Origin of the sequence: Cellulomonas sp. P24 (assembly GCF_024704385.1) — a bacterium.
Taxonomy (GTDB): Bacteria; Actinomycetota; Actinomycetes; order Actinomycetales; family Cellulomonadaceae; genus JAJDFX01.
In genome coordinates, this window is the sequence record NZ_JAJDFX010000002.1 from 3,753,767 (window position 1) to 3,772,811 (window position 19,045).

Annotated in this window: 18 protein-coding genes and 1 pseudogene; 14 read left to right on the plus strand and 5 right to left on the minus strand. The window is 70.7% G+C overall.

Annotated features, from left to right (window positions below; all coding sequences use genetic code 11):
• Positions 1-25 precede the first annotated feature (25 nt).
• From LJB74_RS17525 to LJB74_RS17565, 9 genes are all read left to right on the plus strand, one after another.
• Complete coding sequence (locus LJB74_RS17525) at positions 26-931, plus strand: tyrosine-type recombinase/integrase (protein WP_259309738.1); 906 nt, start codon at positions 26-28, stop codon at positions 929-931.
• Positions 932-1,158: 227 nt separating this feature from the next.
• Entirely contained in the window at positions 1,159-1,461 is a 303-nt protein-coding gene (locus LJB74_RS17530) for a hypothetical protein (protein WP_259309739.1), read from the plus strand.
• 125 nt (positions 1,462-1,586) lie between these two features.
• Positions 1,587-1,790: a hypothetical protein gene (locus tag LJB74_RS17535; protein WP_259309740.1), complete on the plus strand. Its 204-nt coding sequence runs from the start codon at positions 1,587-1,589 to the stop codon at positions 1,788-1,790.
• Entirely contained in the window at positions 1,787-3,199 is a 1,413-nt protein-coding gene (locus LJB74_RS17540) for a DUF3631 domain-containing protein (protein ID WP_259309741.1), read from the plus strand. Before LJB74_RS17535 ends, LJB74_RS17540 begins: the two co-directional genes overlap by 4 nt.
• A complete protein-coding gene (locus LJB74_RS17545; protein WP_259309742.1) occupies positions 3,196-3,462 on the plus strand; it encodes a hypothetical protein in 267 nt (88 codons plus the stop codon). The genes LJB74_RS17540 and LJB74_RS17545 overlap by 4 nt, the downstream gene beginning before the upstream one ends.
• Positions 3,463-3,608: 146 nt before the next feature.
• Positions 3,609-4,295 (plus strand): hypothetical protein, encoded by a 687-nt coding sequence (locus tag LJB74_RS17550; protein WP_259309743.1) that lies wholly within the window; start codon positions 3,609-3,611, stop codon positions 4,293-4,295.
• Positions 4,292-4,738, plus strand: coding sequence for a hypothetical protein (locus LJB74_RS17555; RefSeq protein ID WP_259309744.1), 447 nt, complete (start codon positions 4,292-4,294; stop codon positions 4,736-4,738). The genes LJB74_RS17550 and LJB74_RS17555 overlap by 4 nt, the downstream gene beginning before the upstream one ends.
• Positions 4,739-4,768: 30 nt before the next feature.
• Entirely contained in the window at positions 4,769-5,047 is a 279-nt protein-coding gene (locus LJB74_RS17560; protein ID WP_259309745.1) for a hypothetical protein, read from the plus strand.
• Positions 5,044-6,180, plus strand: coding sequence for a hypothetical protein (locus LJB74_RS17565; RefSeq protein WP_259309746.1), 1,137 nt, complete (start codon positions 5,044-5,046; stop codon positions 6,178-6,180). The genes LJB74_RS17560 and LJB74_RS17565 overlap by 4 nt, the downstream gene beginning before the upstream one ends.
• Before the next feature lie 537 nt (positions 6,181-6,717).
• Here the strand turns inward: LJB74_RS17565 and LJB74_RS17570 are convergent.
• The 4 genes from LJB74_RS17570 to LJB74_RS17585 all read right to left on the minus strand — a co-directional run bounded on the left by LJB74_RS17570 (position 6,718) and on the right by LJB74_RS17585 (position 9,490).
• Positions 6,718-7,188 carry a hypothetical protein gene (locus LJB74_RS17570; protein ID WP_259309747.1) on the minus strand — a complete coding sequence of 157 codons (471 nt, stop codon included), beginning with the start codon at positions 7,186-7,188 and terminating at the stop codon, positions 6,718-6,720.
• 138 nt (positions 7,189-7,326) lie between these two features.
• Positions 7,327-8,001, minus strand: a complete 675-nt coding sequence (locus tag LJB74_RS17575; RefSeq protein ID WP_259309748.1) for a DUF2510 domain-containing protein — start codon at positions 7,999-8,001, stop codon at positions 7,327-7,329.
• A 558-nt stretch (positions 8,002-8,559) separates the two neighbouring features.
• Positions 8,560-8,946 carry a hypothetical protein gene (locus tag LJB74_RS17580; RefSeq protein ID WP_259309749.1) on the minus strand — a complete coding sequence of 129 codons (387 nt, stop codon included), beginning with the start codon at positions 8,944-8,946 and terminating at the stop codon, positions 8,560-8,562.
• Positions 8,947-9,289: 343 nt separating this feature from the next.
• Entirely contained in the window at positions 9,290-9,490 is a 201-nt protein-coding gene (locus LJB74_RS17585) for a hypothetical protein (RefSeq protein WP_259309750.1), read from the minus strand.
• A 208-nt stretch (positions 9,491-9,698) separates the two neighbouring features.
• Between LJB74_RS17585 and LJB74_RS17590 the strand changes: the two genes are divergently transcribed.
• A complete protein-coding gene (locus tag LJB74_RS17590) occupies positions 9,699-11,828 on the plus strand; it encodes a type IIA DNA topoisomerase subunit B (RefSeq protein ID WP_259309751.1) in 2,130 nt (709 codons plus the stop codon).
• A gap of 62 nt (positions 11,829-11,890) precedes the next feature.
• On the opposite strand, the gene LJB74_RS17595 is transcribed toward LJB74_RS17590, so the two are convergent.
• The gene (locus LJB74_RS17595) at positions 11,891-14,359 is read right to left on the minus strand and encodes a DNA topoisomerase (ATP-hydrolyzing) subunit A (RefSeq protein ID WP_259309752.1); all 2,469 of its coding nucleotides are present in this window, start codon (positions 14,357-14,359) and stop codon (positions 11,891-11,893) included.
• A 131-nt stretch (positions 14,360-14,490) separates the two neighbouring features.
• On the opposite strand from LJB74_RS17595, the pseudogene LJB74_RS20685 reads away from it, so the two are divergent.
• From LJB74_RS20685 to LJB74_RS17610, 4 genes and pseudogenes are all read left to right on the plus strand, one after another.
• Positions 14,491-15,927 (plus strand): annotated as a pseudogene (locus LJB74_RS20685) (GNAT family N-acetyltransferase); the annotation flags it as partial.
• A 439-nt stretch (positions 15,928-16,366) separates the two neighbouring features.
• Positions 16,367-17,254, plus strand: coding sequence for an acetate--CoA ligase family protein (locus LJB74_RS20690; protein WP_310650896.1), 888 nt, complete (start codon positions 16,367-16,369; stop codon positions 17,252-17,254).
• A 47-nt stretch (positions 17,255-17,301) separates the two neighbouring features.
• Positions 17,302-17,877 carry a DUF5998 family protein gene (locus LJB74_RS17605; RefSeq protein ID WP_259309753.1) on the plus strand — a complete coding sequence of 192 codons (576 nt, stop codon included), beginning with the start codon at positions 17,302-17,304 and terminating at the stop codon, positions 17,875-17,877.
• Positions 17,878-19,044 carry an alkaline phosphatase family protein gene (locus LJB74_RS17610; protein WP_259309754.1) on the plus strand — a complete coding sequence of 389 codons (1,167 nt, stop codon included), beginning with the start codon at positions 17,878-17,880 and terminating at the stop codon, positions 19,042-19,044.
• Position 19,045: the final 1 nt, after the last annotated feature.

Consider the following 19,045-nt stretch of genomic DNA (forward strand, 5'->3'; position numbering starts at 1 on the left):
TCCAGATATCCGCTACGATGAGTTTGTGGCGAAGCGACCCGCACCCCTGAACCTGGCATCCCTGCTGCCCTCGTGGGAGCTGTCGCTGCGCGCCGAGCGCAAGGCACCGTCGACCGTGAAGTCCTACGGCGACGCCGTGCGCGCGTTCCTGACCTGGTGCGTCGAGAACGGCCACACGCCCACCCTGGACAAGGCGCTCGTCAACGGCTTCACCGCCGCACTGCTCGAGGCCGGCCGCGAGGCTGCCACCGTCCGGTCCCGTCAGCTCGGCCTGCGCCGGTTCGCCGCGTGGCTCGTCGAGGAGGGCGAGACCACCACCGACCCGCTGCTCGGCCTGCGCGCACCCAAGCTCGACTCCAAGGTCATCGAGCCACTGACCGAGCCACAGCTCAAGGCGCTGCTCAAGGCCTGCACCGGACCAGACCTGCGCGAGCGACGCGACGAGGCGATCGTGCGCTTCATGCTCGAGACCGGCACCCGCGCGGGGGAGTGCGTCGCATTGACCGTGCCCGACGTCGACCTGTCGGCCGGGACCGCCGTCGTGCGGCGAGGCAAGGGCGGCAAGGGCCGGATCGTGCCGTTCGGACCGCAGACCGCCCGGGCGATCGACCGCTACAAGCGCACCCGCGCGCACCACCGCCTCGCTGCGACCCCCGCGCTGTGGCTGGGGGACCGCGGCAAGGAGTTCAGCTACGACGCGCTGCACAAGGCGCTCGGCGCCCGCGCGACCGCCGCAGGCATCACGGGCTTTCACCCCCACCTGCTGCGCCACACCGCCGCGCACCGATGGCTCGCCGCGGGCGGTTCCGAGGGCGGGCTCATGGCCGTCGCCGGGTGGTCCCAGCCCGACATGCTCATGCGCTACACCCGAGCCCGTGCATCCGAACGCGCCGCCACCGAGGCGCGTGACCTGAACCTCGGCGACATCTAGCGCTGTACGTTGCCGAAACTACAGCGGTGTGGTTCGATTGCGGACAAGAGAAGAAGCATGGGTAGCTAGCCCGAGGGGCTGAGCAGCACCGCGTACGCAGTGCTGATCCGACATGGAGTTCTCAGTGAGTACGGCGAGCGGCGAGACCGACATGGACGCCGAGCGACACGCACCGACAGAAGCGGTGATGTGCGCTCGGCTTCGACGTTTCCAGTCGGGAGACCGCCGTGACGTCCAATCGCTCACTCGCAGCATCAATCGCGGCCAACGAGTCCTGGTCGAACACCGCTGACCGATCCGCCCGCACCGCACCGGCTCGCGCCGCACTCATGGCCCGTTTCGAGCGCGAGGTCGACCCGGACGGCACGCTGCCGCCCACGGAGCGCGCCCGCCGCGCCGAGCACAAGCGCAAGGCGTACTTCGGCAGGCTCGCGCTCAAGAGCGCCAAGGCGCGCCGAGCCCGATCTGTAGTCGCCGAGGGTGAGGCCGCTGAGGCCGAGCTTGAGGTCCTGGGCGGTGGCGCTGCGTGAACGCCCCCAGGGAACGAGAAAGCCGCCCTGGCGGGGGCGGCTCCTCACTTCATGCGGCGAACCCCATCGTACTCCGTGAGGCTGTCGAGGCGCTTGCGGACGACCTCGGGTGGTACGAGGCCGGCGTGATGCACGGCATCGCGATGGGACGCCAGCAGGTTGTGGACGAGTGGCACGCCGTCCGTGCTGACGGCGGTCGGGTGGCACGGATGATCGCCCAGACCGAGCCGTACGACCAGCTTGCCGACCGACGCGGTCAGCACGACCGGGCTGTGGCCGCCCGCGCACTGCTCGCCGAACGCGGGATCACTCCGGCGGTGAGCGCATGAGCGTCGACCCGTACCTCGAGCTCGTCATTCCGCTTGAGGACCCTCCGGGCGATCATCTCCCCGACGCCTCAAGGCTGGTCGCCGTACCGGCGTGGCCACGCGTGACCGAGCCGGGCACCGTACCGGTCGAGACGATCGCCGCGCGGCACGCTGTCGAGGCCACGGAAGGGGCGCGACTGCTCGACGACGTCGAGACGTTCCTCTCGCGGTTCGTGGTCTACCCCGGCGATGCCGAGCGGATCGCGCACGTGCTGTGGATCGGTCACACATGGTTCATGGATGCGTGGGAGTCGACGCCGCGGATCGCGTTCCTGAGCCCTGAGCCGGGGTCGGGAAAGTCCCGGGCGCTCGAGGTCACCGAACCGCTGGTTCCGCGGCCGGTGCACGCCGTGAACACCACGCCCGCGTACCTGTTCCGCAAGGTCTCCGACGTCGCCGGCGTGCCGACGATCCTCTACGACGAGATCGATACGGTGTTCGGTCCCAAGGCGAAGGACAACGAGGACGTCCGCGGGATGCTCAATGCGGGGCACCGCAAGGGCGCCGTGGCCGGACGGTGCGTGATCCGCGGCAAGATCGTCGAGACCGAGGAGCTGCCCGCGTACTGCGCCGTAGCCCTGGCAGGCCTCGACGACCTGCCCGACACGATCATGACGCGATCGGTCGTCGTGCGGATGCGTCGGCGCGCACCGGGTGAGCAGGTCGAACCGTGGCGCCTGCGGATCAACGGCCCGGACGCCCAGGCGCTCGGAGACCGACTGCTCGAGTGGTCGAACGCCAACGCGCACCGCCTCGGGATCTCCTGGCCCGACATGCCGGAGGGCATCGAGGACCGCAACGCCGACGTCTGGGAGGCGCTGCTCGCCGTCGCCGACCTCGCGGGCGGCACCTGGCCCGACCTCGCGCGGCGTAGCGCTGTAGCGCTTGTAGCGGATACCCGGGGTCGCACGGTAAGCCTCGGCGTGACTCTCCTGCGAGACCTGCGGACCGTGTTCGTCGAAGCGCGGGCCGACAAGCTGTCGACGGAGACGATCCTCGACGCCTTGGTCGAGATGGATGAGTCGCCGTGGGGTGACCTGCGAGGCAAGCCTCTGGACGCGCGCGGGCTCGCCCGCCGGCTCGCGAAGTACGACGTCAAACCCAAGAACGTGAGGATCGACGGCAAGATCCCCAAGGGCTACGACGCGGCCGACCTCGCCGACTCGTGGGCGCGGTATCTCACACCTCAGTTCTCAGATACCCCCCCTAGGTATGTAGAGGTGGGGGATGACAATTCGGCCGTGGCACGGCAGGAATCCGCTACAGCCGCTACGCCGCTACACGACCTCACGTGCTCGGTCTGCCTCTCGCCGATGTTCGACCTCGGAGACGGCGCCACAACGCACCCGAATTGCGAGGCGACCTCATGACCACCCGCGCCGAGTTCCACACGCGGCTGGTCGTGCTCGCCGAGGCCGGGCATCCGACCCCATGCGTCGCAACTCGCACGAGCTGGTGGGTCAGCGACCTTCCCGACGACCAGGCGCGCGCCGTCGCAGAGTGCACCACCTGCGCCGTCCTGGGCCTCTGCGGGTCGTTCATCGACGCCAATCCGGAGCCCGCCGGGGTATACGCCGCGCGTACACCCATCGACCGCAACCCCCGCAAGCCCCGACAGGAGACCGCCGCGTGAACCTCTACCTCTACCCCTACCCGTGCCCGTGCACGGAAGACCCCTTCGGCGCCGATCTCCCCCCTGCCCGTTTCCACGCCGCCACCGAGGAGGTCTGACATGGTCAGCCCGCTCGTCAACTGCAACGCGATCGCGGTGTTCCTGCGATGAGCCGGACGATTCCCAAGGCGAGGCGCGGGGAGCTGGCCGAGCTCGTCCGGCTCTGGTACCTGAATCATGAGCAGTTCGCGCACGCGGGCCTCGCTCGCGAGTTCGACCAGCTCGACGTTCCGCCGTTCCGGGTCACCAAGTCAGGCACGCCACAAGATCCGCTCTTCACAGTTCGCCCGCAGACGCTGGGCGATGACGAGCTGGGCGGCGTCGTCCTGTACCGCTCGACCGCTCTCGCTCGGGTCGCGTCCTGGCATTCCTGGTCCGCTTCCTACGACGAGGCCCGAAAGCACGCCGTGCGGGTGCGGACCTTCGAGATGAATCGCCACATCCGTCGCGTCTCAGACCAGCACATGCGCGGGAACAAGAGCGAGCCGTACACCCTCTCAATTCCGTACTGGGTGAACAAGCTCGAGCCATTCGGCATCCTCCGAACCCGGACCACCCCGAAGCGAGCCCACGCCGCGGGACTGCGCTGGGTGCTCGATGCCCACGCGTCCAACAACATGTTCTACAAGTTGCCCGAGCACATGAACTACGAGTGGTACTTCACAAGCCCGGACCGTCTGCCCGCGAAGCTCGTCACCGTTTTCACCAACACCAGCCTCATGGACGTTCGGGAACCGACGCCGGACGAGCTGGCGAGATTCCCCACCAGGACGAACCGGGAGACCGCGTCATGACCACCCGCACCACTATCGCCCAGACACCCGAGGCACAGATACTCGGCGTCGACCGACCCGTCGCCGCCATCGTGGCCACCCGGGGCCGCCGGGTGACCGTGTGCTGCCCGTATTGCGGGCAGCTGCACGATCACGTCGTCGAGACTCCCGGCCGAGCCGAACGGCACGCCCCGGGCTGCGGCTTGACCCTCGCCGGCACGCAGCGTGTCACCGGCTACACGTTCACCGTGCCAACAACGAAGCAGGAGAAGGAGAACTCGATGCCAACCGAACGTACCGCGCAACTCGACATCGCGAGTGCCGTGTTCGCCGCCGCCGCCCGCGCTGTCCTGCCGCCCGACCGAGCCGTCCTCCTCGAGAGCGCGATCGACCCGGCCAAGTTCCTCACCCCCGAGGGCGCCGTCGACACCGCCAACATCGCCGCGTTCCTCGCTCTCTTCTGACCGCTCCACCCAACCCTGAAAGGCACTCACATGACCACCACACCGCTCGACAAGACCGGGCAGCTCGACGCAGCCCAGCTCACCGACGCCGCGCGTCACCTCGCCGCCCAGCTCGCCGCTGGCACCGACCCCGCGGCCGCGCTCGCCACCGCGGCCCGGAACAACGGGACGGCTGCGGTGGAGGTTGCCCGCGCGGCCGCCACCATGCTCCGCGCGGCTGCCGATGCGGCCGACTTGCCCACCACACCCAGCACCCGCGCTGGGCGCGCCTTGTTCGCGAAGACTCACACCACCGGAGGCACCAAGTGACCACGACCACCAAGCCGATCCGCGCCGCCCTCGACCAGATCCCCGGCTACACGCAGGCCGTCACCGCGAAAGCGACGCTCGCCAGGTGGACGATCCCGGCCCTGCCCGTGGACGCCGCCACCGAGGCCCTGTGGGCAGCCGCCCGGCGCGGTGACCCGGAGCCGCCGCCCGAGCTGGGGGCGATGTACGCGCAACAGGCGACGACCGCGCACGGCCTACGGGACGCCTTCGCGGCGATCCGCGACGCCCGCGCCGAGGCAACCGCAGGGGTCGACGAGGCTGTGCACGCACACCCTGACCGCGCACTCGCGTACCTCACCGCGCGCCTCGACGAGGTGATCGCAGTCGTCCGCGACGTCGATGACCGCCTGCCTGCCACGGTCGACGCCGAGGCTGCCGTCCGCGCAGGTGGGTCGGCCCTCGACGCCTGGAAGCTACTGGCCGCCGCGGTCGAGGACTACGACGAGATCCGCACCGTCCAGTGGGACGTCGTGCGCCGCGCCAGCCGGCCCGACCATCTGACCGACATCACGCAACTGCGCACGGCATGGCTGAGGACCGGCCTCCTCGCAGACGGCCTGGACTACGAGAATGCCTGGGTGGATCGTCGGGCCGTGGCCGCCGGAGCCACCCTCGAGGCCGGTTCCGACGGGGCGCTCAACTGGCTGGCGAACGACACCTACCGGCCCGTCATCAACCCCCCACCCCCGTCTGTCCTCCTGGCTCCCCCAGGGGGCCGACCTGCGGACGTATCCGGGCCTAGAGGCCGCAGACGCAGCGCGCGTCACCTGGCTGCTCGGCTGCAAGCCGTTGCCCTGGCCATCGACCAACGACGCCCGCACCTGGTGGCCGACACCCGACCGCGCCGCGTACCTGCGGTGGGCCGCCACCACGGCCCGGCCATGGGTCCCGACAGTCGAGCAGCTCGCCATCGCCGACGCCACCGGCCTCGCCGCGACGACCCGACTTGGCACTCGCGACCGTCTGCCGACGGCCTCCACACTCACCGCCGCCGCTTCCGCGCTCATCGAGCACCGCCGCGCCACCGGAGCCACCGAAGTCGCCGAAGTCAGCGGAGTCGCCGGGGTCACCAAGGTCAGCCGAAGAGATCGAGTGGCCTGACCGAGACCTGACCGTCGCCGGGGGGGAGGGGTGAGGGAGCCCGTCCCCCGGGGGTAAGGAGCCACGGAGAGGTGCTGCTGACTCTGGCGCGTACGGGTTCCGGTTGTCGCGGTCGTGGTCATACCTGGAGCCGCTAGAGATGGTGTGAAGGCCGAATCGACCCGCCGGGGTCACGAATGACCGGGGCACGCTGCTCGCCCCTCGGGCACCCTTGTGGTTTCCTGTAGTCGTTACGAATTTGCACCGCTGACCTGCGGGAACGCAACGAGCTGGAACGACCGCCCTTGTGGGCCGACGAAGCGGTCCCGCAGGTCATCCGAGGCCACAGGCGAGCTGCGCGGGCCGCAGGCTGGCCACCAAGCGTACGTAAGCCCAGAAACTCCAGACCTGTACCCGGCCCGAGCCGCAGCATCTCTCCGGGGCGGCTTACCTCTGGGGGGAGGGGCTCTGGTACCCCCTTGGGCCGATCATGCGAGCTCGGTCAGATGAGGCCAGGGTGCAACGCGCTTGCCCGGACAGGTCTCGACCAGCCAACAGTGGATCGTGCGTCAGCACATGTCGTAGCGCCAGGCTCCATCCTCGACGCGCCACGGCTGCCCGAGGACATCGATGTTGTGGTCGGAGTAGGTGTAGCTCGCTACGCCGCTATCCCCATTGACCGTGACCTCGACCGTCTCGAGTGTGGGGATGGCGTCCTTGTAGACCAGCTGCACGGCCATGAGGTTGCCGGTGTAAGTCGACAAGTCCGTCTTCGCCGCGCACCGTGCTGAGAGCGTCGCAAAGGCCTCGGTCGCGTCACCGGCGAAGAAGGCAGCCGAGTACGCGCGGACGGCCGCATCGAGCGAGGCTTCATCGAGCGTCGGGAGTGCCGATGGCGCGACAGTCTCGACAGGAGCGGCAGTTTGAACAGGTGTCTCCTTGCTCGTCTCCGTCAAGTTTGACGTCGGCGCGGACTCGATGCTGCATCCTGCGATGAGCAAGACGGGTAGAACGACGGTGAGTCGGGTAATACGTTTCACGTGAACGCTCCTTGGTGCAATCAACGGACGTTTCGGCCTTGCCCTGCTCGTGTCTGCTCCGTGGCCGACATCATGCTCTCGTGCACCACTGCACCGCCCTCAACCCAACCGGGCCAGGGGCCGCGCTGTGGGTGGAGGTTAGAGCCGGGACAGCAGCTCTGCTTTTTTCGCCTCGAACTCCTCGTCTGTGACCACGCCGGCGTCGCGCAGCTTGCCGAGCCGCTCGAGCAGCACGATCGGATCGTCGCCGCCGGCCGTGGCTTGCGCGCTCGCGGCCGCGGGGTGGATCCCTTCGTACTGCACTGTGGAGGTCGACGCCCGCACCTGGAGCCGTTCGCGCTCGGCGTGGGCGGCGGCGTTGATGGCCCGGACGCCCTCCCGGTGGTCGGGCACGTCTTCGATCGAGACGCGCTCGTCGCCCGCCGCGCGCCGGACCGTCAGGGTGATCGTCCCCAAGCCGCGCGCCTTCTGCTGGAACGACTGGGAGGCGTCCACGTCGTAGAGCTCGTGGATCGGGACCTGCTGGGATCGCGAGTGCAGCGTGCCCTTCTCGAAGAAGAGGTACTTGGCCGTGAGGCGGTAGCGGCCGACGCCGACGCCCGTCAGCGGCTTGCCGGTCGCCTGCCACAGAGTGTCTGGATCGGTCACCACGGCGGCGGGCGTCGCCTCGACGTGTGACCGTCTAGAGGGCGCCTTCTTCGCCGGTTGTGCCGCGGGGACCTGCTCGAGCTGCTCGGTCCACTGGGCGCCGTCCCACCAGCGGAGCAGTCCTGATCCGGCGGGGTCGGGGTGCCAACTCGGGGGTGTGCTCATGTCTTCTGTACCTCCTACGACGGGAGCGCTTTCGGGGTGGACCCCGAGGCGTTCGATCTCACTGGGAAGATCTTCGATCCGGTCGACACCGCGAGCGTATCGGCGGCACGGCCACCAGGGCGGCGAATGCATGGCGCAGAGCGGCGCTCGTGCGTTCGCGGGTGTCCGGCTGCCGGACACCCTTGGGGTACTCGCTGATCGAGTACCCCCGGGACATGCGACCGTCGCATACCCCGGGGGTCTCCACTGAGCGGAGGCCCCCGGGGCGTCCACGGCCATGGACGCCCCGGGGGCACGCGCTGAACGCGTACCCCCAAGGGTGTCTGTCAGACAGACACCCGATGACGTACGCCAGGCGTACCCCAGGGGTGTCGGTAGTGGCGACACCCCAGAACTCACCGACACCCTGTCGGTCAGTAGGGCTCTGAACTCACGGACATCTTGTCCAGGGGTAGACACGAGACGCCCACCCGATGACGTCAGCAGTGCTGACCCCATCGGGGGTACGCACTTCTGCGCACCCCTGGGGCGGCGCTCGTGCGTTCAGGGGTGAGGCGCTCAGTGCGTCGTCGGCTCCGGACCGAGCAGCAGCAGGTCCACCGCGTCGGCGATGTCGTCGGCGGATACGTCGGGGCTCACAAGGATGACCCCGAGGCGCCGCACGAGGGCGACGGCGACCGCGAGCTCCTCGACCTCGACGACGATGACCCCGAGCGCCCGCAGGGCGTCGAGGGGATCGTCCGCGCTGCGGATGGGCTTGGTTTCGTTCTCCCGCTCGCGGAAGTCACACACGCCGCTCGGCAGCACGAGGGCGTGCATGGTCCGACCGCCGCAGGTGCGGCAGACGAGTACACGATTGTGCGTGACGGTCGTGGCGTAGCGGGCAACCTTACGGACGTTGCCGCAGGTGCAGCACAGGGCGTCGATCTCGGTCCTGGTGCTCATGGTGCGTCTCCTCAGTCAAGGATATTTGCACCCATAGCGCTCCTGACTGACCTGCTGACCTGCACCGATGCACAGCGCATATCCGTCCAGAGTGCGCGACTACCTGGACTGAGACGCGCGGCAGCATCAACGGCGACGGCCCCCGGGAGTGATCCCGGGGGCCGTCGCCGTTGGTCGTCAGGTGGTGCGGCGCAGGCGCCGCCGGAGCGTGGTGTGCGGAGCTGCCCGCCATGGTGCGGAGCCGAGCGCATGCCGAGCCGGATGCTGCGGAGCCGAGCGCATGCCGAGCCGGCATGCCGAACCCACGGCTGTCCGACGGTCCGGACCCGTGGGGTCAGGACCGTCAGTTCGACCCGGCTCCGTGCTCGGCAGCCAGTCGGTCGGTCTCGTCCTGGACGTGCGTCGCCAGCTCAGCGAACTTCGGTGCGTGCTCCCGTGCGTGGTGCGCGCAGAACAGCAGCTCGCCGCTCGGCAGGACCACGCGGACGTAGGCCTGCGCGCCGCAGCGGTCGCAGCGGTCGGCCACGGTCAGCGGTTCGGTCATCGTCGCGTTCATACCGTCATACAACCATCCCGGCCGCCGAGTCTTCCCCGTGGCGAGGGTCGGTTCGCTACCCGCGTACTCCGAGGTCGGATATTCACCCGATCCGCCAGTCGCAGACAAGGGGTCGGACCCGCCTCCCGCGAGCGGCTGAGCCGGCCTCCCGTGTCGCACGCAGCGCGGCGTCCGACAGCGGATAGTCTCGGACATCGTGTCGACCGCATCTGCAGAGTCCTCGTACACCGCACGGCACCTGTCTGTCCTCGAAGGTCTGGAAGCGGTCCGCAAGCGTCCCGGCATGTACATCGGCACCACCGACTCTCGTGGGCTGATGCACTGCATGTGGGAGATCATCGACAACGCTGTCGACGAGGCGCTCGGGGGGCACTGCGACCAGATCCTGGTGACGCTGCACGCCGACTCGTCCGTGTCCGTCGACGACAACGGGCGCGGCATCCCGGTGGACATCGAACCCAAGACCGGGTTGTCAGGCGTGGAGGTCGTCTTCACCAAGCTCCACGCCGGCGGGAAGTTCGGCGGTGGCTCGTACGCCGCGTCCGGTGGCCTGCACGGGGTCGGGGCGAGCGTCGTGAACGCCCTGTCCACGCGGCTCGACGTCGAGGTCGACCGCGGCGGCAAGACGTACCGGATGACGTTCCACCGGGGCGAGCCCGGCACCTTCCACGACGGTCCCGGCGGACCGGACCCGGAGGCCAGGTTCGAGCCGTTCGTCGACAAGTCCGAGCTCAGCGTGGCAGGCCGCGCCGCGCGGGGGAGCCGCGGGACCCGGGTGCGCTACTGGTCCGACCCCCAGATCTTCCCGAAGACGGCGGTCTTCTCCTACGACGAGCTCGTCACGCGGGTGCGGCAGACGACGTTCCTCGTCCCGGGCCTGTCGATCACGGTGCGTGACGAGCGCGGTCTGCCGGGTACACCGGGGGCGGACGGCCCTCACACCGAGACGTTCGTGCACCACGGCGGCACCGTCGACTTCGTCGACTTCCTCGCACCGGACACGCCGGTGACGGACACCTGGCACCTGACCGGCTCCGGCTCGTTCACGGAGACCGTGCCGATCCTCGACGAGCGTGGCCACATGACCCCCCGCGAGGTCATGCGCGAGTGCGAGGTCGACATCGCGATGCGGTGGGGCACCGGCTACGACACCGAGATCCGGACCTTCGTCAACATCATCTCGACCCCCAAGGGCGGCTCCCACCTGGCCGGCTTCGAGGCCGGGCTGCTGCGGACGCTGCGGAAGGCCGTCGAGGCCAACGCCCGCCGGCTCAAGATCTCCAGCCGTGACTCGACCGAGCGGATCGAGAAGGACGACGTCATGGCCGGACTGACCGCCGTGCTGACGGTCCGGCTCGCTGAACCGCAGTTCGAGGGCCAGACCAAGGAGGTGCTCGGGACCGCTGCGGTCCGTGGCATCGTCGCGAAGGTTGTCGACACCGAGCTGAACGCCCTCCTCACCTCGCCCAAGCGGGACCTCAAGACCCAGTCGACGCTCGTCCTCGACAAGGTCGTCGCCGAGATGCGGGCGCGGCTCAGCGCACGCAAGCAGAAGGAGATCTCACGGCGCAAGAACGCCCTGGAGACGTCCTCGTTGCCCTCGAAGCTCGCCGACTGCCGCAGCGACGACGTCGAACGGAGCGAGCTGTTCATCGTCGAGGGTGACAGCGCCCTCGGCACGGCGAAGCTCGCGCGGAGCTCGGACTTCCAGGCTCTGCTGCCGATCCGCGGCAAGATCCTCAACGTCCAGAAGGCCTCGATCTCGGACATGCTCAAGAACGCCGAGTGTGCCGCGATCATCCAGGTGATCGGAGCCGGGTCGGGGCGGTCGTTCGACCTCGAAGCGGCGCGCTACGGCAAGATCGTGCTGATGACCGACGCCGACGTCGACGGCGCCCACATCCGCACGCTGCTCCTCACGCTCTTCTTCCGGTACATGCGACCGCTCGTCGAGCAGGGCCGCGTCTACGCCGCCGTGCCCCCGTTGCACCGGGTCGAGGTGATCGGTGCCGGGTCGAAGAAGAACGAGTACCTCTACACGTACTCGGAGGCCGAGCTCGCGACGACCCTCAAGCGTCTCGAGAAGTCCGGCCGCCGCTACAAGGACGACATCCAGCGCTACAAGGGACTCGGAGAGATGGATGCCGACCAGCTCGCCGAGACGACCATGGACCCGCGCCACCGCACGCTGCGGCGCGTGACGATGGACCACGCCGTGCAGGCGGAGGAGGTCTTCGAGCTGCTGATGGGCTCCGACGTCGCACCGCGGAAGGACTTCATCGTGGCCGGTGCCGACGGCCTCGACCGCAGCCGCATCGACGCCTGACACCGGTCCACGACGACACGACCGTCGGCCGGCCGCCAGATGGGATGAGGGCCCGGCGCGCGTCAGCCGATGGACTGCACCGGCACCGTGAGCGGGACGCCCGGGCCGTCGCGACGCTCGTCGACGGGTGGGAGCTCGACCGGCTGGCCCGCTGAGCCGGTCGCGACCGGAGGCATCGGCCCGACCCAGCCGAGGAGCAGGCTGTCCTCGCCCTTGAGGAACCGGTGGGCACGCACGCCACCCGTCGCGCGCCCCTTGGCGGGGTACACGGAGAACGGCGTCGTCTTCACGCGGCCGGCCTGGAGCCCCGGGAGCGTGTCCGACGACCCGGAGACGGTCACGACCGCGGACTCGCCGGTCGGATCCACCGCACCGAAGAACACCACCCGCTGGCCTGGGGCCAGCTTGATCCCGGCCATGCCGGCCGCAGCACGTCCCTGTGGCCGGACGGCGGCCGCCCCGAAGTGCAGGAGCTGGGCGTCGGAGGTGACGAACACGAGCTCGGCCGAGTCGTCGACAGGGGCCGCACCGGTGACCTCGTCACCCGGCTTGAGCGAGATCAGCTCCCAGGCGTCCTTGTTGCCAGGCACGTCACCCTGAGCGACGCGCTTGACGACACCGGCCGCCGTGCCCAGGGCAAGGGTCGGCGCGTCGGGCGAGACCGAGGTGAGCGCGACGACGGACTCGCCCGGCTCGAGGGCGATCACCTCGGACAACGGGACCCCGCCGGACAGGGTCGGTGCACCGTCGGTCGGTGGCAGCGCGGGCAGGTGGAGCACGGACAGCCGGACCATGCGACCGTGCGACGTGACCGCGCCGACGTCGGCACGCGCCGTGGTCGGCACCGCGGACCGCAGGACGTCGTGCTTGGCCCGTGCACCCGTGTCACTCGCGCGCAGCGGCTCGGTGGCGTCAGAGGTGCGTGCCAGGAGCCCGGTCGCCGAGAGCAGCGCCCAGCACGGCGTGTCCTCGATCTCGAGCGGGGTGGCGCTCTTCGGCTGGGCGGCCACCGGGCCGGCGCCGCCGGCGGAGTCGAGCAGGATCGTCCGGCGCGGCGTGCCGTGCATGCGGGCGGCCTCCGCCATCTCCTCGGAGACGACACGACGCAGGTGCTGCTCGTCGCCGAGGATCAGGCGCAGCTCGGCGATCTCCTCCTCGAGCTGCGTCTTCTCCTTCTCGAGCTCGATCCGCGAGAACTTGGTCAGACGTCGCAGCCGCAGCTCGAGGATGTACTCGGCCTGCGGCTCGGACAGGTCGAACACCTCGCGCAGCCGTGTGCGGGCGATCTCGGCGTCGTCGCTCGAGCGGATGACCTGGATGACCTCGTCGATGTCGAGGATCGCCACGAGCAGACCCTCGACGAGGTGCAGGCGCTCGAGCCGCTTGGCGAGGCGGTGGTTGCTGCGACGACGGATCACGTCGATCCGGTGGTCGACCCACACCCGCAGCAGCTCGCGCAGCCCGAGCGTGCGCGGCTGCCCGTCCACGAGCGCGACGTTGTTGATCGAGAACGAGTCCTCCATCGGCGTCGCACGGAACAGCTGCTCCAGGACCGCGTCGGGGTTGAACCCTGTCTTGACCTCGATGACCAGACGCAGACCGTGCGAGCGGTCGGTGAGGTCGACGACGTTCGTGATCCCGGTGAGCCGCTTCGCCTGCACGCCCTCCTTGATCTTCTCGATCACCTTCTCGGGGCCGACCAGGTACGGCAGCTCGGTGACGACGATGCCCTTGCGCTTCGCGGTGACGTTCTCGATCCGGGTGGTCGCGCGGGTGCGGAACGCCCCCCGGCCGGTCCGGTACGCGTCACGGACACCGTCCAGGCCGACGATCTTCCCGCCGGTCGGCAGGTCCGGTCCGGGGACGAACCGCATGAGGTCCTCGAGCGTCGCGTCCGGGTGCGCGATGAGGTGCCGGGCGGCCGCGACGACCTCGACCAGGTTGTGCGGTGCCATGTTGGTCGCCATGCCGACGGCGATCCCGGCCGCCCCGTTCACGAGCAGGTTCGGGATCGCGGCCGGGAGCACCTCGGGCTGGGTGAGCTTGTTGTCGTAGTTGGGGACGAAGTCGACGACGTCCTCGTCGAGCCCGGCGGTCATCACGACGGCAGCAGGGGACTGACGCGCCTCGGTGTAGCGCGAGGCGGCGGGGCCGTCGTCCAGCGAGCCGAAGTTCCCGTGACCGTCGACCATCGGGATGCGCAGCGAGAACGGCTGGGCGAGACGCACGAGCGAGTCGTAGATCGAGGCGTCACCGTGCGGGTGCAGCTTGCCCATGACGTCGCCGACGACGCGCGCGGACTTCACGTACGCGCGGTCCGGCCGCAGACCCATGTCCGCCATCTGGAAGAGGATCCGCCGCTGGACCGGCTTCAGCCCGTCGCGCGCGTCCGGGAGGGCCCGGGCGTAGATCACCGAGTAGGCGTACTCGAGGAACGAGCCCTCCATCTCGGTCCGGACGTCGATGTCGACGATCCGCTCCGTGAAGTCCTCGGGAAGGGCGTCCTGCGGGGCGGGCGTACGGCGCGCCATGGGGGAATCGTGCTCCTCGTCGTCTGCGGTCGATCGCGCACCATCATCCCCTGCGGCGCCGGGACGCGGTGGACGGCGCGCGGGGCCGGGTTGGCCGTACGCGCCGCGACCGCACCGCCTAGCCTGGTCCCATGCCATCGGTCGACGACGCGGGCACGACCGCGACCCCCTCCGTGTACCCCGCGGTCTGGGAGGCCGACGTGGTCCTGCGGGACGGCACGACGACGCATCTGCGGCCCATCCGGCCGTCCGACGCCGATGCGCTCCAGGCCTTCCACACCGCGCAGTCCGAGAGGTCGACCTACCTGCGGTTCTTCGCGAACCTCGACCGGCTGCCCGAGCGTGACCTGATCCGTTTCACCCACGTCGACCACCACGACCGGGTCGCTCTCGTCGCGGTGGCCCCGGGGGAGACGGGAGAGCAGATCATCGGTGTGGCGCGGTACGACCGGGTCGGCCCCGACGACGCCGAGGTGGCGTTCAACGTCGCGGACGCGCACCACGGGCGAGGCCTCGGCTCGGCGCTGCTCGAGCACCTCGCCGCCGCGGCGCGCGAGCGGGGGATCCGCCGTTTCACGGCCGAGGTGCTCCCGCAGAACGGCCGCATGATCGCCGTGTTCCGCGAGGCCGGCTACGAGGTGGCGCAGCGGCTGGACGACGGGATCGTGTCGGTCGGGTTCGACCTCGACCCGACGGACCGCTCGCTCGCCGTGATGGCGGATCGTGAGCACCGTGCCGAGGCCCGGAGCATGCTCGGGCTCTTCGGGTCGGGGACGGTCGTGGTCGTGTCGTCGCCGTCCTGCGCACCGGGCTCGGTGCAGGCGCTGCTGGCCCACCGGGTGCTGGCGGACCTCGTGGCGGCCTCACCGGGGCGCGTCGTGCACGTCGTCGGGCTGCCGGGCGTCCAGGTCGACGGGGTCCAGGTCTGGTCCGACCTTGCCGAGGTCCCCGGTCCGGTCGATCTCGCGGTCGTGTCGCTCCGGTCGCAGGAGGTCGGGGCTGCCGTCCGTGGTCTCGCCCGGCTCGGCACCCGCGGCGTCGTGCTGCTGTCGACGGGCTTCGCCGAGGACGGGCCGGCCGGGCTCGCACGCCAGCGGGAGGTGCTGCGGAGCGCGCACGCGGCCGGCATGCGCGTCATCGGCCCGGGCTCGTTCGGCATCTTCTCGAACACGACGGAGCCGGTGCTGAACGCGTCGCTCGCCGAGCACCTCCCCGTCCCGGGTCACGTCGGTCTCTTCTGCCAGTCTGGTCCGATGGCGGTCGCGATGCTCGCGTCGGTCGAGCGCCGGCATCTGGGGGTCTCGTCGTTCGTCTCGGCCGGGAACCGGGCCGACGTCTCGGGCAACGACCTCATGCAGTTCTGGCAGGAGGACGACGCGACGCACGTGGTCGGGCTCTACCTCGAGTCGATCGGGAACCCGCGGAAGTTCTCCCGGGTCGCGCGCCGCCTCGCGTCGGCCAAACCGGTGGTGGTCGTCACGGCGGGTCGTTCCGGTCAGGTGGTGCCGCCCGGCCACGCGGTCCGCACGACGCTCGCGCCCCGTCGCACGCTCGAGGAGCTGTTGCGCCAGTCCGGGGTGATCCGCGTCGACAACACGCACCAGATGCTCGACGTGGCCCAGCTCCTCGCGCACCAGCCGTTGCCCGCCGGACGCCGTGTCGGCGTCGTCGCGAGCTCGCCCTCGATGGCGGCGCTGGTCGCCGAGGCGGCCGGGGCGGCCGGGATGACGGTCTCCGGCGCGACGGCGCTCCTGGCCGAGGACGCCGACGCCGCAGCCGTGCAGACGGCGCTCCGGACGGTCTACGCGGACCCGGGGGTGGACGTCGTCGTCGCGGTGCACGTCCCGACCGTCGGGCCGGGGGCCGGTGTGTTCCTGCCCGAGCTCGCAGCCACCGCGGCCGGGTCCGGCAAGACGACGGTCGCGTGCGTGCTCGGGCGCTCGGGGATCAGGGACGACCTCACCGCGACCGACGCCACCGGCCGGTCCTGGACCGTCCCCCGCGTACGTGACGCCGGAGGATGCGGTCCTGGCCCTCGGTCAGGCCTCCCGCTACGCCTCGTGGCGCAGCGAGGACCGTGGTCGCAGCTCGCGCCCGGCCGACGTCGACACCCGCACCGCGCAGCGGCTCGTCCGCTCCTGGTTGCCGGCGGGGGAGTCCGGCATCGTCGGTCTCGATGCCGAGCGGACGGTCGAGCTGCTGAGGTGCGTCGGCATCGGTGTCGTCGAGTCGGTCGTCGTGCACGACGCCGACGAGGCGGTCGCGGCGGCCCGCCGGGTCGGCTGGCCGGTCGCGCTCAAGACGACGGTCCCTGCCCTGCGTCACCGTGCCGACCTCGGCGGCGTGCGCCTGGACATCGTCGACGAGCAGGTGCTCCGGGACGACGTCGAGCAGATGCTCGAGCTCTCCTGGGCGCGGCAGCCCGACACCGACGCCGCGACCGGACCGGTCGACGTCGACCCCGCGTCGGGGCGTGCCCCGCTCGAGGTCCAGCACATGGTCCCCGGCGGTGTCGCCTGCGTGCTCCGGACGTCCGAGGACCCGCTGTTCGGACCGGTCGTGAGCTTCGGCCTGGCAGGCGACGCGAGCGACCTCCTCGGCGACGTCTGCTATGGGATCCCGCCGTTGACCGACGTCGACGTCGCGACCCTCATCCGCATGCCCCGCGCCGCACCGCGCCTGTTCGGCTACCGCGGGCTCGCACCGATGGACCACGCCGCCCTCGAGGACCTCGTGGCACGGGTCGCTGCGCTCGCCGAGGACATCCCGGAGATCCGCAGCCTGGAGCTTCACCCGGTGGTCGTCGGGCTGCACGGCCTGCACGTCCTCGCGGCGCGCGTCCAGCTCGCGGCCGCGAGTCGTGCGGACGGGATGCGGCGGGTGCTTCCCGCGTGACGGCAGGGAGGCGCCGAGGACGTCGTCAGGATGGGAGGATGCTGGACGTGGCTTCCTCGTTCCCGCTCCTGCACCGTGATCTCGACCGCGCCGGGTACTACCCCGACCTCGTCGCCGACATCCTCGACATCGCGCTCGCCGGCGAGGCCGTGGTCGCCCACCTGGTCCACCCGGAGACGACGTTCGTCGCGAACGAGGTGCACCGGCACGTGACGGTGCTGGCGCTCACGGGGACCCGGCTCGTCGTCGCCCACGTCGACGAGCACCCCGCGGACTCCGAGCACCCGACGCCGAGCGCGTCGGCGACCACCGAGGCGGTGCCGCTGACCGAGCTGCGCTCCGTCGCGCTCACGCACGTCGTGGGATCTCCGGAGCAGCACCGCCCCGGTGACGTGCCCCTCGAGCTGACGCTGTCGATCGGGTGGGACGCGGTGCACCGGATCGACCTCGAGCCTGCGACGTGCCCGGACCCGAGCTGCGAGGCCGACCACGGCCTGACCGGTACCTCGGTCCCGGACGACATCGTGGTGCGCGTCAGCGCCGTCGCCGAGGGGCGCGAGGCCGTCGGTGCCGCGGTCGCGTTCGCGCGGCAGCTCACCGCCGCCACGGTGCGGGGCCGCTGAGTGTCCCGATCCACCCGTGCGGAGCTCGCTGCCGCGGGCCTCGTGCTGCCTGACTACCGCGGGTCCAACCTGTCCGCGGTCCTCCCGGCGGCGGCCGACGCGGCCGGGGCCACGGTCACCGGGGGCGCGACGGCGCGTGCGCTGCTGGGCCTGCCGCGAGCGAGCCGGGTGTGCGTCGTCCTCGTGGACGGGCTCGGCCGGGTCAACCTCGCCGAACGGTCCGGGCACGCGCCGTTCCTCCGCAGCATGCTCGCCGGCTCGCGGCGGATGACGGCCGGGTACCCGTCGACGACCTCCGCGTCGGTGGCGACCTTCGGCACCGGCACGTGCCCCGGACGGACCGGGCTGGTCGGCTACACCGTGCGCAACCCGACGACGGGCGGCCTGGCGAACATGGTGTCGTGGGAAGGGGCCGAGGCGCCGCGCGCGTGGCAGGTCGAGCCCACGGTGTTCGAGCAGATCGTCGCGGACGGGCATCGGGCGGTCTCGGTGGGCCCGGCACGCTTCGCCGGGTCGGGGATGACCGACGCGGCGCTCCGCGGTGCCGCGTACCGTCCGGCCGAGACGCTCGCGGACCGCGTCGACGCGACGGTCTCCGAGCTCGCGACCCCCGGCGTCGCCTACCTCTACTGGGGTGAGGTCGACAAGGTCGGCCACCACGAGGGGTGGGGCTCGTGGCAGTGGGGTCATGCCCTCGAGGAGGTCGATCGTGAGCTGGCGCGGCTCGCCCGGCTCCTTCCGCGGGACTCGCTGCTCCTGATCACGGCCGACCACGGCATGGTCGACGTCGATCCCCGCCACCGCTGGGACGTCGCCGAGGTCCCCGGGCTGCGTGAAGGAGTGGCCCTGGTCGCGGGAGAGCCGCGCGCGCTGCACCTCCACCTCGAGCCGGGTCACACCGCGGACGCGGTCGCGGACCGCTGGCGCGACGTCCTCGGTGCGTCCGCCGTGGTGGCCGTCGGCCAGGACGCGGTCGACGACGGCTGGTTCGGTCCGGTGGCCGAGCACGTGCGCCCCCGGCTCGGTGACGTGGTGGTCGCGACGACCGGGCGCGCGACCGTGGTCGACACCCGGACCCAGACCCCGGCGTCGCTCGGGCTGATCGGCGTGCACGGGTCGATGACGCCGCACGAGATGTCGGTCCCGTTCCTGTGGGACCGGCGGTGAG

Excerpts from the sequence above, each read along its gene's own strand:
- LJB74_RS17575 (WP_259309748.1), bottom strand. The coding sequence starts at position 8,001 with ATGAGCACACCCCCGAGTTGGCACCCCGACCCCGCCGGATCAGGACTG.
- LJB74_RS17585 (WP_259309750.1), bottom strand. The coding sequence starts at position 9,490 with ATGACCGAACCGCTGACCGTGGCCGACCGCTGCGACCGCTGCGGCGCG.
- LJB74_RS17545 (WP_259309742.1), top strand. The coding sequence starts at position 3,196 with ATGACCACCCGCGCCGAGTTCCACACGCGGCTGGTCGTGCTCGCCGAG.
- LJB74_RS17540 (WP_259309741.1), top strand. The coding sequence starts at position 1,787 with ATGAGCGTCGACCCGTACCTCGAGCTCGTCATTCCGCTTGAGGACCCT.
- LJB74_RS17550 (WP_259309743.1), top strand. The coding sequence starts at position 3,609 with ATGAGCCGGACGATTCCCAAGGCGAGGCGCGGGGAGCTGGCCGAGCTC.
- LJB74_RS17595 (WP_259309752.1), bottom strand. The coding sequence starts at position 14,359 with ATGGCGCGCCGTACGCCCGCCCCGCAGGACGCCCTTCCCGAGGACTTC.
- LJB74_RS17555 (WP_259309744.1), top strand. The coding sequence starts at position 4,292 with ATGACCACCCGCACCACTATCGCCCAGACACCCGAGGCACAGATACTC.
- LJB74_RS17580 (WP_259309749.1), bottom strand. The coding sequence starts at position 8,946 with ATGAGCACCAGGACCGAGATCGACGCCCTGTGCTGCACCTGCGGCAAC.
- LJB74_RS17560 (WP_259309745.1), top strand. The coding sequence starts at position 4,769 with ATGACCACCACACCGCTCGACAAGACCGGGCAGCTCGACGCAGCCCAG.